Below are 14,040 nucleotides of genomic sequence, written 5' to 3'. Positions count from 1 at the left end.
GCCCGGGCCTGGACGTACTACGGGGCGGGTTCCAGCGCCCCGCCGTGCGGGTGGCCCGCCCGGCGCAGGGCGGCGGGCGTGGTGCCGTACCAGCGCTGGACCGCCCGGCGCAGCGCGCGGGCGTCGGCGTAGCCGCTGCGGGCGGCGATCGCGTCGATGCCCAGGTCGGTGGTGTGGAGCAGCCGCGCGACGTGGTCCCGGCGCACGGCCTCCGCCTCGGCGCTCCACGTGGTGCCGTGTTCGTCCAGGCGGCGCTGGAGGGTCCGCGGGCTGACGGCCATGCGCCGCGCGACGGTGGCCAGGGCCGGTCCGGCCTCGTCCTGGACGGAGGCGAGCGCGCTGCGGAAGAGATCCAGCCAGTCGCGCAGCGGGACGGCCGAGGCGAGGGTCTGGTCGGCGTGCCTGCGCAGCACGGCCGACAGCCCGGGCTGGGCGTGCGGTGTCGGGGCGGTCAGGTCGGCGGTGCGCAAGGTGATCGAGCTGACCGGGGCGCCGAACTCGATGGTGCGGGTGCCGTAGAGCTCGATCAGCGCGTCGTGGTTTCGGGGTGCCTCGGCGGCCAGGGCCACGTGGAGGGGGACGAGCGGCCGTTGCGCGGCCTCCCTCAGGCGGCGCAGGTACAGGCCGAGGGCGCAGGCACGTACGGCGCAGGCGGCCTCGTGGGCGAGATCGCCCCTGTTGAGGTGGCTGAGGGTGACGCGGTTCCCGTCCTCGGTGATCCGCAGGTCGTCCGTGCTGGTGTCGACGACGGCGGCGAGGTAGGCCGCGGCGTCCCGGATCCCTTCGAGCGGAGTGGGCGCGGAGGTGATCAGGTAGTCCCACACCCCGAGGCTCCCGACGCCCGACTCCTGGGCCAGCAGCAGGGACACCTCGGTCCAGGGAGCGTGGACGGTCGCCAGTTCCGCGATGCGGATGCTCGTGACGGCGGGCGGCCGGCACAGGTCGTCGTTGAGGTGCTCGGGCGCCATGCCCAGCAGGTGCGCGTAGCCGGTCGGGGGTATTCCGAGCAGACGTGCGGCATTGACGTTGAGTCGGGTGAGGGCCGAGGACGTTGTCCCCCGATGCGTATGCGAGACCACAGGTGGTGAGCATAGACCAGCGCGAAATACCAGCTCATCGCCGCCATTTGGGTCCTGATGTCCCCAATCCGACGCGCCGGGTCCCCCCTTGGCGCGTTCGGTCCCCTTGCTGACGTCCGCTGCCATGGGTCGAGCAGGCCTCCCCGGCCTAGCGTTGTGATCGTTCCCGCGGGGTGCCCGGCACCCGGGGACGAGTACGGGAGGTCCCGTCCGGATCGGAGTCCCCCCACGGGGGTGGGGGGCTCGGACCCATGGCGCGCGGTCGCCTCCCGTCCTTCGCTGCGGACCGCCGTTTGACCCTCGACCTGGTGGAGGGCGCAGAGTTCCGGCTGTGGAGAACGACATGCACAGCATCGGTGAGATGGCCAGGGACAGCGGCCTGAGCGTGAGCGCGCTGCGGTTCTACGACGGTGCCGGCGTGCTGGTCCCGGCCCGCGTGGACCCGGCCACCGGCTACCGCTGGTACGGCCCCGAACAGCTCGAGGAGTCCCGGGTGCTGGCCCGGCTGCGCCGGGCGGGCATGCCGCTGGCGGACATCCGGCTGGTCCTGGCCGGCCTGTCCGGCGCGGACACCGACCTGGTGCGGGGGCTCCTCCGGGCGCACCTGCGCCGCCTCGAGCAGGGGCTGTCCGATGCCCGCGGTGAGTTCTCCACGGTCCGAGCGCTACTCGAACGCAGGGAGAACCCCATGACACCGCTCCGCACCGCCACCGTCCGACTCACCCTCCGCGCACCGGAGCTGGCCGAGGCCCTGGACGCGGTGCGTTTCGCCGCCGGCACCGACCCGGAGCTGCCGATGCTCGGCGGCGTCCTCTTCGACGTCGACGGCGGGGCGCTCCGCCTCGCGGCCACCGACCGGTACCGGATGGCCGTCGCCGGGGTCGGGGCCGCCGGGTACGACGGACCCCGGGTCCAGGTGCTCGTGCCCTGCCGGCTGGCGGACGCCATGCGGGCCCTGCTGGGCGAGGACACGTCCGTCCAGCTGACCGTGGACGCCGACCGCGTGGCCCTGCGGGCGGGCGACCACGAGGCGGCCGGCCAGTGCCTCGACCACGACTTCCCCGACTACCGCCGCCTCGTGCGCCTGCCCGCGGGACGCCGGGCCCTCGTCGACGTCGAGGCGTTCCGCCACGCGGTGGAGACCGGCCCCGTCCGGGACGGCGAGCCGCGCGAGCCGGACGGCCCGCTCGTCGACCTCACCGTGCTCGAGGTGGCCGACGGCGCGGTGAGCGTCTGCGAGGAAGGCCGCGGCGCCCCGGACCGCGTCGCCGTCAACCGCGCCTTCCTGCTGCAGGCCCTCGCGGCCGGGGCCCGGGACGAGCTGATCGTCGAGGCCGGCGCCCCCACGGCGCCGCTGGCCGTCCGGCGGACCGACAGCGAGGACACCTTCTCCCTCCTCATGCCGGTCCGCCTCGACGACTGAAACGGGCCGGCCCCGGGGTGTCCGGCGGCTCAGGGCCGGACAGTCGTCAGGCTCGGCCGCCCACCTGGGTGGCCAGCCGCAGGGCGTGTTCCACCGGGCCGCGGCGCAGCGGGCTGTCGGCCCAGACCCGCTGCCAGACCCAGGTCAGGGCCAGTGCCGCGCCGCTGAAGGCGATCCACGCCGACCAGGACGCGGCACCGTGGGCCGGGCCGGCCAGCACCAGGGCGTGGGCGACGTACGCGCTCAGCGCCATCGCCCCCAGCACCGCCAGCGGCCGCAGCAGGCGGGCACCCACCGCGTGCCGCGCGGCCAGGGCGCACAGGCCGATCAGGGCGCACCCGACCCCCGCGTTGCCGAGGGTCTCCAGCGGGGTCTGGCTGTAGGGGTCGGCCAGCAGCAGCCAGTCCCACGAGGTGCTCGGCACGGCGCCGAACTGGCCGCGCAGCACCTCCCGTACGGGGTCGGCGGCGGCCATCGCCTCCGGGTGGTGGACCGCTATCGCCTCCAGCAGCCGCTGCCGGGTCCCGAACACATGGGTGGCGAGCCACGCGGAACCGTACCCGGCGAGCGCGGCCGCCGTGCCCCACACCGCCATCCGCCGGGCCATCGGCCGCTCCCGCACGTCGCACAGCCGGGCCAGGGCCATACCGGCCAGGACGTACGGGAAGTAGGTCGCCAGCGGATAGGCCCCGGTGAGCAGCAGCTCGCACACCGCCGCCCCCAGCCCCGGCCAGCTGGTCAGGTCCGCGGCCTCGGGGACCAGGCCGCGCCCGGAGGACCCGTACCCGAACAGCGGGCCCAGCAGGAACGACAGCAGCGGCCCCACCACCACCGACGCCCCCGCGACGGCGGTGAGCACCGGGGTGGAGAGCCGCGTGAAGGGCTCGGCCGCCAGGAAGTACACGGCGAAGAAGGCCAGGATGACGAGGATCCCGGGCCACAGCGAGGCCAGGTACAGGCCGAGTACGGCCAGGACGGCGCACCGGATCAGCAGCGGACGCCACCGCGACGCCCAGCCCTCTGGGCGCCGCGCCGGGTCGGCGCCGCGCTGCGCGAGGACCAGGGAGAAGCCCGCGAGGAGGGTGAAGAGGGCCGGGGCGCGCCCGTCGGCCGCGACGAGCAGGTACCCGGCGCCCTCGGGCTGCGGGCTGGGCCCCACGTGCACGGCGAACATGCCGAGGACGGCTATGCCGCGCACCGCGTCCACCCCGGCCAGCCGGCCGGAGCCGCCGCCCCGCCCGCCCGCTTCCGCTTCCTTCCCGGCACCTGCCCCGGCACCCGTCCCGGCCGCTGTTCCCACCGCTGTCCCCGCCACTGCCGTTCCCGCTCCGCCCCGAAGTTGGTCGGACCGGCGGTGTTCACGCCGCCAGTCCGCCCCCGCACCGTACCAACGACGGCATAACCAGGTAATAAGGAGGGAGGGGCGCGGCAGAGCGGCCAGGCCGGTTCCGGCTCCACGGCCCGCCGTAACCAGCGGGCCGCGCCCGCTGTTGCACAGGTGGCGGGTCCACCCAGGTGAACGGAGTCCCGATGCCGCAGCTGACCGACCACAGCGCGACCGACGACCGTGAGTGCGACGCGGGGACCTGGATGAGCCCGCAGGAGTACGGCGCCTCGCGCGCCGCCGTCTGGACCGCGGCCGTCGTCCTCGTCACCGACACCGACGGCCGGATCCTCGTCCAGAGCGTCGACTACCGCGCCGAGCGGATGCTCCCCGGCGGGGCGATCGACGCGGGCGAGGCCCCGTCCGCGGCGGCCGCCCGCGAGCTGCGCGAGGAGCTCGGCGTCGACGGCCGCTACCCGCGCGGCCTGGCCGTCGACTGGATCCCGGCCGACACCCCCGGCTTCCCGCCGGAGATGCGCTTCCCCGGCGAGATCCTGCACGTCTACGACGGCGGGACGTGGACACCGGAGCGGATCGACGCCGTCAGCCTCCCGCCGCAGGAGATCACCGGCATCCACTTCGCCGAGCCGGCCGACCTGCCCGCCGTGATGGACCCCGGCGACGCCCGCCGCGCCCTGTCCGCCCTCCGCGCCCGCATCAACGGCTGCGGCGCCGCCCTGCTGGAGGACGGCCGCCCCACCGCGCCGACCGCCCTGGACCGGCTCGGCGTGCTCCGCGCCCGCCGGATCCCGCAGCGCGGCGCCTGGCACTGCGGCCCGGTCCCCGCGCAACTGCCCGTACGGGACGTCTCCGCCTGGCTGTTCGCCCCCGACGGCCGCGTCCTGCTCCTGATCGCCCGGGCCACCGGCGCCGCCCACCTCCCGCCCCCGGCCGCCGAGGGCTCCGCGGGCACCGCCCCGCTGGGCTACCGGTGCGGCGAGGAGGGCGCGCACGTCCGCGTCGCGGGCCGCCTCACCGGCCTCCCGCCGGCCGCGGACCCGGCGTACGCCCGGCTGCTGGCCACCCCCGAACAGGTCCGCGAGCTCAGCGACTGGGGACCGGCCGGCGAGGACGAACTCGCCGCGGTCCGTGCGGCCCGCGCCCGGCTGGGCCTCCCGGACCCCGCCCGCACCCCGCTCGCGGAGCTCCCCGAGGAGGGGGTGCGCTGGTGACCGGCGGCGGAGCCCGCCCGCCACCGCCGTGATCGGGAAATCCCTCGTCCGCGGTCCGCGGTCCCGCAGCATGGGGCCATGAGCGACGACAGCGCGATCACCTACACCCTCTACATCCAGGCCGACCCGTCCCGGGTCTGGCAGGCCCTCACCGACCCCGCCTTCACCCGCCGGTACTGGGGGCTGAGCTTCGAGACCGACTGGGCGGTGGGCTCGGCGATGGCCTGGGTCGAGCGGGGGGCCCGCACCAGCGACCCCGGGCAGCTGGTCCTGGGCTGCGTCCCGGACCGCCTGCTGTCCTACACCTGGCACACCTTCAGCCCGCAGTGGGCCGCCGCCGTCGGGATCGACGAGGCGCTGCGGTCGGAGCTGGCGAAGGAGCCCCGCACGAAAGTGACGTACGAGATCTCGCCGGTCGGAGACACCCTCGCCCGGCTGACGATCCGCCACGAGGGCTTCGTGCCGGGCGGCACCCTGATCGGAATGTGCCGCCGGGCCTGGCCGATGCTCGCGTCGAGCCTCAAGACCCTGCTGGAGACCGGGGCGCCGCTTCCCGAGCCGCAACACGAGACGAGCCAGGGGGCCGGCGGATACGAGGCGCACGAGACCCGCGGGGCCTGACCCGTGGCACCGAGAGCCGACGGGCGCCGGGCGGTCGCCCGGAGCCCGTCCCCGTACCGGCCGCCCGACCCGCCCGAACTGCACGACCCGCCCGAACTGCCCCGCTCCGCACCTGAGATCATGTGTAGCGACCACGAATCAGGAGCGCATCCATGACACTCGCACACCACCGCGTCGTCATCACCGCCGCCGGCCGCGACTTCGGCCGTACCCTCGCCCTCCGGTTCGCGGACCGGGGAGCGGAGGTCCACCTCTCCGCCCGCACCCTCGACGCCGCCGAACGCGTCCGCGACGAGATCAGGGCACAGGGCCACGGCGCCGACCGCGTCCACGCCTACGCCTGCGACCTCACCGCCCCCGCCTCCGTACGGGAGTTCGCCGCCGCGGTCGCCGCCCGCACCGACCGCGTCGACGTACTCGTCAACAACGGCTCCCGCTACCAGCACGGCACCGACCTGCTGTCCGCCTCCGACGAGGACGTCGTCGACACCCTCGCCTCCGGAGCCACCGGCACCGTACTGGCCACCAAGGCGTTCCTTCCGCTGCTGCTGAAGTCGCCCCGCCCGGACATCGTCACCATGGTGTCCGGCTGCGGAGAGGCCGGCCACCACCGCTCCGACGCCCACGACGCCTTCTACGCCGCCAAGAGCGCCCAGGCCGGCTTCACCGAGATCCTCTCCCGCCGGCTGCGCGACCGGGGCGTCCGCGTGATCTCGCTCTACCCACCCGACTTCGACAACCACGACCCACTGTCGGAAGCCTGGGAGGGAGCCCCGCGCACGGCGAAGGACCCCCTCACCGCCCAGTCGCTGGTCGACTGCGTCTTCTTCGCGATCGGCCAGCCCCGCGACTGCTTCATCAAGTCCTTCCACTTCGAGCAGGTGTGAGGCACGGCCGCCGCCCCTGACGGAGATCCTGGACGCCGCGCCCCGAGACCGCGGGAAGGCACCCTGACCGCCGGCCCGCCGCGGTGATCGTGTGGAATGGGCGCCATGCGGACAGGCAAGGAACAGGCGCGACCCGCCATAGGCACGCCGGCGAGGGCGCCGGCCGTGCGGGCGGGCGCAGGCCGGGAGGGGTCCACCACGGGTGCCGACCGGGGGGCACGCGGCCGTGAGGGGGCCTTCCGATGAGCCTGGCCGACTCCGACACGCCCCACGAGCACTGGCGCTACGCCCGCCACCTGGAGTCCCTGGCCGCGGTGCCGGGCGGGAACGCCGAGGCCGAGGCCGAGGCCGTGACCGCCGTACTGGGCGATCCCGACCGGGTGATGGCCGAGGCGGCAGTGGTCACCCATCTCGACCGCCGGGCCGCGGGCCTGCTCGACGACGACGGGTTCACCCTCTGGGCGCGGGCCATGTCCGGCGTGCTCGGCGGCCGTGCCTTCCCCGAGCGCCGGCTGCGGGAGTGGAGCCTGCTCAAGGCCGCCACCCGGGGCGAGCCCTGGTCCGCCGCCGAGCTGACGGGCGCGTCCGACTGGTGCCAGCGCACCGCGGTCCGGCTGCTCGCGTCCCGGGAGGCGCTGGAACTGCTGGCCGCCGCCGCCCGCACCCGCCGCGTCCGCAACGCCGCCGCCGAGCGCCTGCGCCGGGCCCGGTCGCCTGAATCCATGTGACCCGCCGCCGACCCGCCGCTTAAGGGCTGTCCCGTAATCCCCGGCGGGCGCACGACGACGGCTACGGCACCTCGCTGCGTTGTCGGAACGCCCGAATACGCCCAGTACGAGGACGCTCCTCCGCCTTGCGATGCACCGCATCTGGCGCCGTGCGCCGATCCACCGGGGATTGCGGGACAGCCCTTAGGCTGCCCGGGTGACCAGCGAGCACCTCTCCAGGATCAACGGGTTCCTGGCGGCCTTCGCCCGCCGCCAGGCCGCCCGTACCGTCCGGCTGCCCGGCGGGTTCGCCGCCTACGACGACGCCTTCGCGCACTCCCGCGGGAACAACCAGGTCGTCATCGAGGGGGCCGTCGACCCCGAGGCGCTGCCCGCCGTCGCGGAGGAGGCACTCGGCCACCTGCCGCACCGCCTGGTCAGCGTCCTCGACGACGAGACCGCCCGGGCGTGCGCCGGACCGCTGGTCCGTGCCGGCTACACCCACACCGCCTATCTGGTGATGCTCCACACCGGACCGGTGCCGGCCCGCGCGGACGCGCAGGAGGTCGGCCTCGACGCACTGCGCGGCCCGCTCACCACCCGCTGGCGCGGCATCCTCCCGGACGTCGACGACGAGGTCGTGCGCCATCTCGTCGACCGGCGCGAGGCCCGCCTGCGCGGCGCCGACGACGTCCGCTTCATCGGCTCCCGCGCCGAGGACGGGGAGGTCGCCTCCTGGGCCGACCTCTACCTCGACCCCGCGGCCGGCACGGCCCAGATCGAGGACCTGATGACCTCGCAGGCGCACTTCGGGCGCGGCCACGCCGACGCCGTCGTGGCCACCGCCCTGAGCCTGGCCGCGGACGAGGGCTGCGACACCCGCTTCCTGACCGCCGACGCGACGGACTGGCCGCGCCACTGGTACGAGCGGCGCGGCTTCCGCGTCATCGGCCACTCGCACGCCTTCGAACGGGACTGACCTGGCGGGCCGCCCCGGACGGTGTCCAGACGGTCAGATGCCGCGGCGCACCCGGGCGGCGCGGCGCGCCTCGGCCTGCTGGCGGGCCTCCAGCGTCTTGCGGGACTCCTTGCCCTTCCCGGGCCGGCCCGGCCGGGTGCCGATGCCGCGGAAGCCGAGCTCCGTCCCCGACGGCCTGCCCTGGGCGTCGGTCGGCGCCGAGCCGGACAGCGGCACGCCGGACGGGGCCTTCGCGCCGGTGATCCGGCTGAGCGCAGCCTCACCGGAGCGGACCTGCGTGATCGTCGGCCGGATCCGGGCGTCGGACAGCAGCCGCACCATGTCGCGGCGCTGGTTGGGGGTGACGAGCGTGACGACCCGGCCGGACTCGCCGGCCCGGGCGGTCCGGCCGCCGCGGTGCAGGTAGTCCTTGTGGTCGGCCGGCGGGTCGACGTTGACGACGAGGTCGAGGTCGTCGATGTGGATGCCGCGCGCGGCGACGTTCGTCGCGACCAGCACGGTGACGGCCCCGGACTTGAACTGCGCCAGGGTGCGGGTGCGCTGCGGCTGCGACTTGCCGCTGTGCAGCCCCTCCGCCCGTACACCCATCGCGCGCAGGTGCTTCACGAACTGGTCGACGCCGTGCTTGGTGTCGAGGAACATCAGCACCCGGTTGTCGCGGGCCGCGATCTCGGTCGCCGCCGAGACCTTGTCGGCCGCGTGGATGTGCAGGACGTGGTGGTCCATCGTCGTCACGGCGCCCGCCTGCGGGTCGACGGACGACGAGACGGGGTCCTTCAGGTACGTGCGCACCAGCTGGTCGACGTTGCGGTCCAGGGTCGCCGAGAAGAGCATCTTCTGGCCCGCGTGGTGCACCTGGTCCAGGATCTCCGTGACCTGCGGCATGAAGCCCATGTCGCACATCTGGTCGGCCTCGTCGAGCACGGTGATGCGTACCCGCTCCAGGTGCACGTCGCGCCGCCCGACCAGGTCGCTGAGCCGGCCCGGGGTGGCCACGACGACCTCGGCCCCGGTCCGCAGGGCGCTCACCTGCCGGCCGATGGAGAGTCCGCCGACCACCGTGGCCATCCGCAGCCGCAGGGCCGCCGCGTACGGCTCCAGCGCCTCGGTCACCTGCTGCGCCAGCTCGCGCGTCGGTACCAGGACCAGCGCCAGCGGGCGCTTCGGGTCGGCCTGCCGTCCCGCGGTGCGCGCCAGCAGGGCCAGCCCGAAGGCCAGGGTCTTGCCGGAGCCGGTCCGCCCGCGCCCGAGGACGTCACGCCCGGCGAGGGCGTTCGGGAGGGTGGCGGCCTGGATCGGGAACGGCCGGGTGACCGACTGGGCGGCCATGGTCTCCACCAGCTCCACGGGCAGGTCGAGCTCGGAGAACGACTCCACCGGCGCCAGCGCCGGCGACTTCGGCTCGGGCATCGCGAACTCACCCTGCGGCCCGATGCTGCGGGGGGCCTTGGCGGCGGACTTGGCGCCGCCCTTCGCACCGCCCTTCACACCGAAGCGGCCATGAGCTGACGGGTTCCTCATGCAGGACCTTTCGAAGCAGCGGGGAAGAAGAAAAGAAGATGGTCAACCGCCCATGGTACCAGCGGGGGGCAGGCCCTCCGGGGCGTCGAGACCGCCGGAGCGGACCTCGGCGCAGTGGGCGCGGACCTCGGCCGCGGCGCGCTCGAAGAAGTCCGCGATCACGGCGGTCTCGTCGGGGGTGTAGTCGGCGAACAGCGTGCCGAGGCGGTCGTAGAACGGCTGGTAGACAGCGAAGACCCGGGCCGCCGCGGCCGGCTCGGCCACGACCCGCACCCGGCGCCGGTCGGCAGGGTCGGGCCGGCGGCGCGCGTAGCCGGCCTTCTCGAGGCGGTTGAGGACGCCGGTGACGGCGCCCGTGGTGAGGTCCACCAGCTCGGCCAGGTCGCCGGCGGCGAGCGGGTTCTCCCCGGCACCCAGGATGTGCCCGAGGCAGGTCAGGTCGGTGACGTTGAGCCCGAGCCGCTGCGCCACCTCCTGCTGGCCGACGATGCCCAGTGCGACGAACTGGTCCATGCGCGAAAGCGCCTCCGCGGCCGTGGCCGAGGGGCGGGGCTTGCCCTGCACGCACATACTCCTTAGCATCTAAGTTACTTAGCTGATGAGATACTTATCTCGCGAAATAAGCATCTCCTTGTCCTGAGCCTACTGCTGCCCTCCGACCAGGGAGAATCATGAGCGCGCACGGTCACGTCGATCTCGGCCACACGGTGGCCGGCTGGACCGGAACCACGTTGGCCCTGCTGGGCTTCACCGGCGCGGGGGTCGCCGTCTGCGCGGCCTGGCCGCCCGGGATCCTGATCGGCCTCGCCGTCGTCGTCCTGGCCGGCGTCGTCACCTGGCTGCTGCACCTGGCCGGATGGGGCAAGCCGAGCGGCCCCCGTCCGGAATCCGCATGGGACTGGCGCACCCGCGACAGCGCGGCCCGCGCCGGGCATGCCGACTGCCTGGGCTGCCGGGCCGGCGGACCCCGCCGGGCCGTCGCGGCCGCCCGGTCCCACCCCCGTCCCGCGGCGCCGCTGCCGGCCGCCGGGGAGGGCGCGTGAGCCCGTGCGGTGCGGGCCCGATCCCTCGTATCGCGGACAGGGCGATCGTAAGTTCGAGCGCGCGACGCGCCCCAGTTGGCCGCGTCCGGCGTGTGCTCCGCGGGACTGTTGGGCAGGATCGAGACGGCCGCGTGTGCGGCCCGCAGTGGACCATTGTGAAGGATCAGCAAGATGGCAACAGGTGTCGTGAAGTGGTTCAACTCGGAGAAGGGGTTCGGCTTCATCCAGCAGGACGACGGCGGTCCTGATGTGTTCGTGCACTTCTCCGCGATCCAGACCCAGGGCTTCAAGTCGCTGGAGGAGAACGCGCGGGTCGACTACACCGTCACCCAGGGGCCGAAGGGCCCCCAGGCCGAGAACGTGGTCCCCATCGGATAGCCGCCACCACGAGCCGCGTGCCGTGAACGAAGCCCCGCCGGTCCGCCGGCGGGGCTTTCGGCATTCCGGACCGGCCTCAGGCCGTGGCGGCCCGGTGCAGGGCCAGCAGTAGCGGCCACAAGTGATCCGCGAGGGCGGTCGGGTCCGCCGGGATCTCCTCGTGCAGCCAGTCCGCGAGGACCCCGGTGAAGGTGGCGGCGACCGCCGAGGCCACGAGCTCGGGCCGGGGGGCGCCCACCGCCGCGCGCTCGGCGCGGGCGCGGGCGCGCAGCTCCCGGTGCAGCCGGTCGCCGAGGGGGCCGCCGCCGCCCGGGAGGAGCAGGGTGCGGTAGAGCGGCGCCCGGGCCGCCGCCCCCGCCAGGAACTCGGCCAGGGCCGCCGGGGGCCTCGCCGGGGGCAGCGGCGAGGGGCCGGTCTGCCAGGCGTGCAGCGCGTCCACCGCCGCGTGCACCACGTCCGCGCACGCGTCGACGGCGAGGGCGGTGAGGTCCTCGTAGTGCAGGTAGAAGGTGGCCCGCCCGACGCCGGCCCGGCGGACCACCGCCGAGACGCTGACCTCCGCGAGCGGCCGGCCGGCGCACTCGGCCAGCAGGCCCTCCCGCAGCCGCCCCTTCGTCCGGGCCGTACGCGGATCCTCCGGGGTCATGCGGCCGCCAGTGCGGCGCCGAGCGCGAGGGCGCCCGGTACGGCCTGGGCGAAGAGGATCCGCCGGTTGGCGGTCGCCGCCCCGAACACGCCGGCGACGATCACGCAGACGAGGAAGAAGACCTGCACGGCGAGCGAGCCGATGACCAGCCCCCACACCAGGCCTGCGGCGAGGAAGCCGTTGTACAGGCCCTGGTTGGCGGCGAGCGGCGCGGTCAGCCGGGCGGTGTCGGCGTCGAAGCCGTGCAGCGCCCGGCCCGGCGGCCGCTGCCACAGGAACATCTCCAGGACCAGGAAGTACGCGTGCAGGGCGGCCACGAGGCCGATCAGGATCAGAGCGACCGTCTGCATGGCCGCCTCCACTTCTTGCGAGAAGGAACGAGGGAGGGAAACTTCCTGGACAACTGTACAGGAAGTTGGCTGTCCGACCCCGCCGCTACGCTGCTCGCATGCTCCTGTACGAGGAATTCGGGACCGGGCGCCACCGGGAGAGCTCCCTCGTCCGGCACGCCCTCGGCGGCACGCACGACGAGGCGCTCGTGGCCGGCCTCGCCGGCGGCATCGGCTTCATGTACTTCGTCTTCGAGTACACCGGCCGCCCGCCCCAGCTCACGATCGTCGCCCAGGCCCACCCCGGATCCTGGGTCCGCTCCGCCCTCGACCGGCTCCGCGTCCCCTACGACGTGGCCCACAGCGCCGGGCCGCGCTGGGACCGGGTGCACGCGGCGCTCGACGCCGGGCGCCCGGTGTTCTGCACCGTCGACCGGTCAGGGCTCCCGTGGCACGGGGCCGGCGACGAGCCGGCCGGAGCCGATCCGTACACCGTGGTCCTCGCCGGCCGCGACGGCGACACCCTCTACGTCGAGGACACGGCCCCGACACCCCACCGGATCCCCCGCGAGGAGTTCGGCGCAGCCTGGTCCGGGCACCGCAAGGGCCGGCACGAGATGATCGTGCCCACCGGCCCCGCCACCGGGGACCCCGACGTCGAAGGGGCCCTCGCCGCCACGGCCGCGCGCCTCACCGGGCCCGTGCTCGGCAACCGCTTCGATGTGAACTTCGGCTTCTCCGGCATGGAGAAGCTCGCCGCGCACCTGCGCGACAGGCGCACCAAGAACGGCTGGGAGCGCCGCTTCGGCACCCCGGAGGCCTTCCTCGCGGGGACCCGCCGGCTGTACGCCTGCCTGGAGCGGGAGTGGACCGCCCCAGGAGCCACCCGGCCGCTCTACGCCGACTTCCTCGACCTCGTCGGACGGCCCGCCGCGGCCGCCCTGTTCCGGGAGTCGGCCGGGCACTGGTCCCGACTCGCGGAACTGGCCCGCACCGCCGGCCCGGACGCGGACGCGCGGCGCGCGCTCCTCGACGGCTTCGCCACCCTCGTGGAGCAGTCGCTGGCCCTGGAACGCCGGGCCGTCGCCCAGCTGTGAGCCCGCCGGGCCCCGGGTCAGAGGTGGGCGTCCAGGAACGCCCGGAACTCCTCGACGTCCATCGGGCCCGCCTGGCTCGCGACCGCCTCGCCCTCCTCGATGAGCACGACGGTCGGCGCGCCGGTCACGCCGTAGCGCTTCGTCGGCCCGGGACAACGCGTCATGTCGGCGCGCACGGCTGTCAGACGCGTCCCGTACTCCCGCGCCAGCTCGCCGACGACCGTGTCCATCACCCGGCAGGACTCCAGCGCCTTGGGCCAGGTGCCGCAGAAATAGGCGAGGACGGGACCCCTCGCCATCGACAGGACGAAGTCGAACTCCGCGTCCTCCTGCGGCCGGTGCACCCCGTGTGCCATGCGTGTCGCTCCTCGCTCGTGGGCCCCTGCGCAGGGGCGCGGCCCCCATCATCGCCGCCGGCCGGACGAGCGGCCGCCGGGCCGTTGTCAGTGCCGCCTGTGAAGCTGATCGACATGGACGACAGGATGCTCCGGCGCCGGGTCTACGGCGCCGACCACGAGGACCCCGATCCCGGCCCGCGCCCCGGCCACGACTACGGCGAACTGGTCGGCGGCCCGCTCGACGGCCTTCTCCTGGACATCACGGGCTGGAGTGCGCCCCAGCTCGACGAGGAGGCCCGCCTCCCCACCGAGATAGGGCGCTACGGGGCCGGCGGTCGCGCCCACTACCGCCGCCGCGCCGGAGACCCGGGGCACTGGGACTGGACCGGCGACAGCCGCTGACCACACCCCCCGCATGCGCGGGGAGCCGCCGCAG

17 protein-coding genes are annotated in these 14,040 nt (G+C 74.8%); 10 read left to right on the top strand and 7 right to left on the bottom strand.

Annotation, left to right across the window (positions count from 1 at the left end; all coding sequences use genetic code 11):
• Positions 1-17 precede the first annotated feature (17 nt).
• The gene (locus AVW11_RS04805; protein ID WP_158076118.1) at positions 18-1,079 is read right to left on the bottom strand and encodes an AraC family transcriptional regulator; all 1,062 of its coding nucleotides are present in this window, start codon (positions 1,077-1,079) and stop codon (positions 18-20) included.
• A gap of 343 nt (positions 1,080-1,422) precedes the next feature.
• Here AVW11_RS04805 and AVW11_RS04800 point away from each other — a divergent pair, with 343 nt between their 5' ends.
• Entirely contained in the window at positions 1,423-2,502 is a 1,080-nt protein-coding gene (locus tag AVW11_RS04800) for a DNA polymerase III subunit beta family protein (RefSeq protein ID WP_076043363.1), read from the top strand.
• Positions 2,503-2,548: 46 nt separating this feature from the next.
• Here AVW11_RS04800 and AVW11_RS04795 read toward each other — a convergent pair whose 3' ends face one another.
• Positions 2,549-3,817 (bottom strand): DUF418 domain-containing protein, encoded by a 1,269-nt coding sequence (locus tag AVW11_RS04795; protein WP_143568807.1) that lies wholly within the window; start codon positions 3,815-3,817, stop codon positions 2,549-2,551.
• A gap of 215 nt (positions 3,818-4,032) precedes the next feature.
• Between AVW11_RS04795 and AVW11_RS04790 the strand changes: the two genes are divergently transcribed.
• The 5 genes from AVW11_RS04790 (at position 4,033) to AVW11_RS04770 (ending at position 8,252) form a co-directional block, all read left to right on the top strand.
• Entirely contained in the window at positions 4,033-5,058 is a 1,026-nt protein-coding gene (locus AVW11_RS04790) for an NUDIX domain-containing protein (RefSeq protein WP_240528128.1), read from the top strand.
• A 78-nt stretch (positions 5,059-5,136) separates the two neighbouring features.
• Positions 5,137-5,679, top strand: coding sequence for an SRPBCC domain-containing protein (locus AVW11_RS04785; protein ID WP_060179731.1), 543 nt, complete (start codon positions 5,137-5,139; stop codon positions 5,677-5,679).
• A gap of 152 nt (positions 5,680-5,831) precedes the next feature.
• Positions 5,832-6,566, top strand: coding sequence for an SDR family oxidoreductase (locus AVW11_RS04780; protein ID WP_076043342.1), 735 nt, complete (start codon positions 5,832-5,834; stop codon positions 6,564-6,566).
• 242 nt (positions 6,567-6,808) lie between these two features.
• Positions 6,809-7,294, top strand: coding sequence for a hypothetical protein (locus AVW11_RS04775; RefSeq protein WP_030848542.1), 486 nt, complete (start codon positions 6,809-6,811; stop codon positions 7,292-7,294).
• Positions 7,295-7,490: 196 nt separating this feature from the next.
• The gene (locus AVW11_RS04770) at positions 7,491-8,252 is read left to right on the top strand and encodes a GNAT family N-acetyltransferase (RefSeq protein ID WP_076043341.1); all 762 of its coding nucleotides are present in this window, start codon (positions 7,491-7,493) and stop codon (positions 8,250-8,252) included.
• Between the two features lie 33 nt (positions 8,253-8,285).
• Here AVW11_RS04770 and AVW11_RS04765 read toward each other — a convergent pair whose 3' ends face one another.
• Both AVW11_RS04765 and AVW11_RS04760 read right to left on the bottom strand, forming a co-directional pair.
• The gene (locus AVW11_RS04765; RefSeq protein WP_079070750.1) at positions 8,286-9,773 is read right to left on the bottom strand and encodes a DEAD/DEAH box helicase; all 1,488 of its coding nucleotides are present in this window, start codon (positions 9,771-9,773) and stop codon (positions 8,286-8,288) included.
• Between the two features lie 42 nt (positions 9,774-9,815).
• Positions 9,816-10,337, bottom strand: a complete 522-nt coding sequence (locus AVW11_RS04760; protein WP_051700395.1) for a MarR family winged helix-turn-helix transcriptional regulator — start codon at positions 10,335-10,337, stop codon at positions 9,816-9,818.
• A gap of 107 nt (positions 10,338-10,444) precedes the next feature.
• Here AVW11_RS04760 and AVW11_RS04755 point away from each other — a divergent pair, with 107 nt between their 5' ends.
• Positions 10,445-10,816, top strand: a complete 372-nt coding sequence (locus tag AVW11_RS04755; RefSeq protein WP_076043340.1) for an HGxxPAAW family protein — start codon at positions 10,445-10,447, stop codon at positions 10,814-10,816.
• A 171-nt stretch (positions 10,817-10,987) separates the two neighbouring features.
• Entirely contained in the window at positions 10,988-11,194 is a 207-nt protein-coding gene (locus AVW11_RS04750) for a cold-shock protein (RefSeq protein ID WP_030848526.1), read from the top strand.
• A 76-nt stretch (positions 11,195-11,270) separates the two neighbouring features.
• Here AVW11_RS04750 and AVW11_RS04745 read toward each other — a convergent pair whose 3' ends face one another.
• Both AVW11_RS04745 and AVW11_RS04740 read right to left on the bottom strand, forming a co-directional pair.
• Complete coding sequence (locus AVW11_RS04745) at positions 11,271-11,840, bottom strand: TetR/AcrR family transcriptional regulator (RefSeq protein WP_076043339.1); 570 nt, start codon at positions 11,838-11,840, stop codon at positions 11,271-11,273.
• A complete protein-coding gene (locus AVW11_RS04740; RefSeq protein WP_076043361.1) occupies positions 11,837-12,190 on the bottom strand; it encodes a DUF1304 domain-containing protein in 354 nt (117 codons plus the stop codon). Before AVW11_RS04740 ends, AVW11_RS04745 begins: the two co-directional genes overlap by 4 nt.
• 98 nt (positions 12,191-12,288) lie before the next feature.
• Here AVW11_RS04740 and AVW11_RS04735 point away from each other — a divergent pair, with 98 nt between their 5' ends.
• Positions 12,289-13,266 carry a BtrH N-terminal domain-containing protein gene (locus AVW11_RS04735; protein ID WP_076043338.1) on the top strand — a complete coding sequence of 326 codons (978 nt, stop codon included), beginning with the start codon at positions 12,289-12,291 and terminating at the stop codon, positions 13,264-13,266.
• 17 nt (positions 13,267-13,283) lie between these two features.
• On the opposite strand, the gene AVW11_RS04730 is transcribed toward AVW11_RS04735, so the two are convergent.
• Positions 13,284-13,622, bottom strand: a complete 339-nt coding sequence (locus AVW11_RS04730) for a thioredoxin family protein (protein WP_076043337.1) — start codon at positions 13,620-13,622, stop codon at positions 13,284-13,286.
• Between the two features lie 114 nt (positions 13,623-13,736).
• On the opposite strand from AVW11_RS04730, the gene AVW11_RS04725 reads away from it, so the two are divergent.
• Positions 13,737-14,006, top strand: a complete 270-nt coding sequence (locus AVW11_RS04725; protein WP_030848514.1) for a hypothetical protein — start codon at positions 13,737-13,739, stop codon at positions 14,004-14,006.
• The last annotated feature ends 34 nt before the right edge of the window (positions 14,007-14,040 follow it).

It is taken from the genome of Streptomyces amritsarensis (assembly GCF_001953875.1).
Classification (GTDB): Bacteria; Actinomycetota; Actinomycetes; order Streptomycetales; family Streptomycetaceae; genus Streptomyces; species Streptomyces amritsarensis.
Note: the sequence above shows the minus strand (reverse complement) of the source record. Positions and strands in the feature narration are given on the sequence as shown.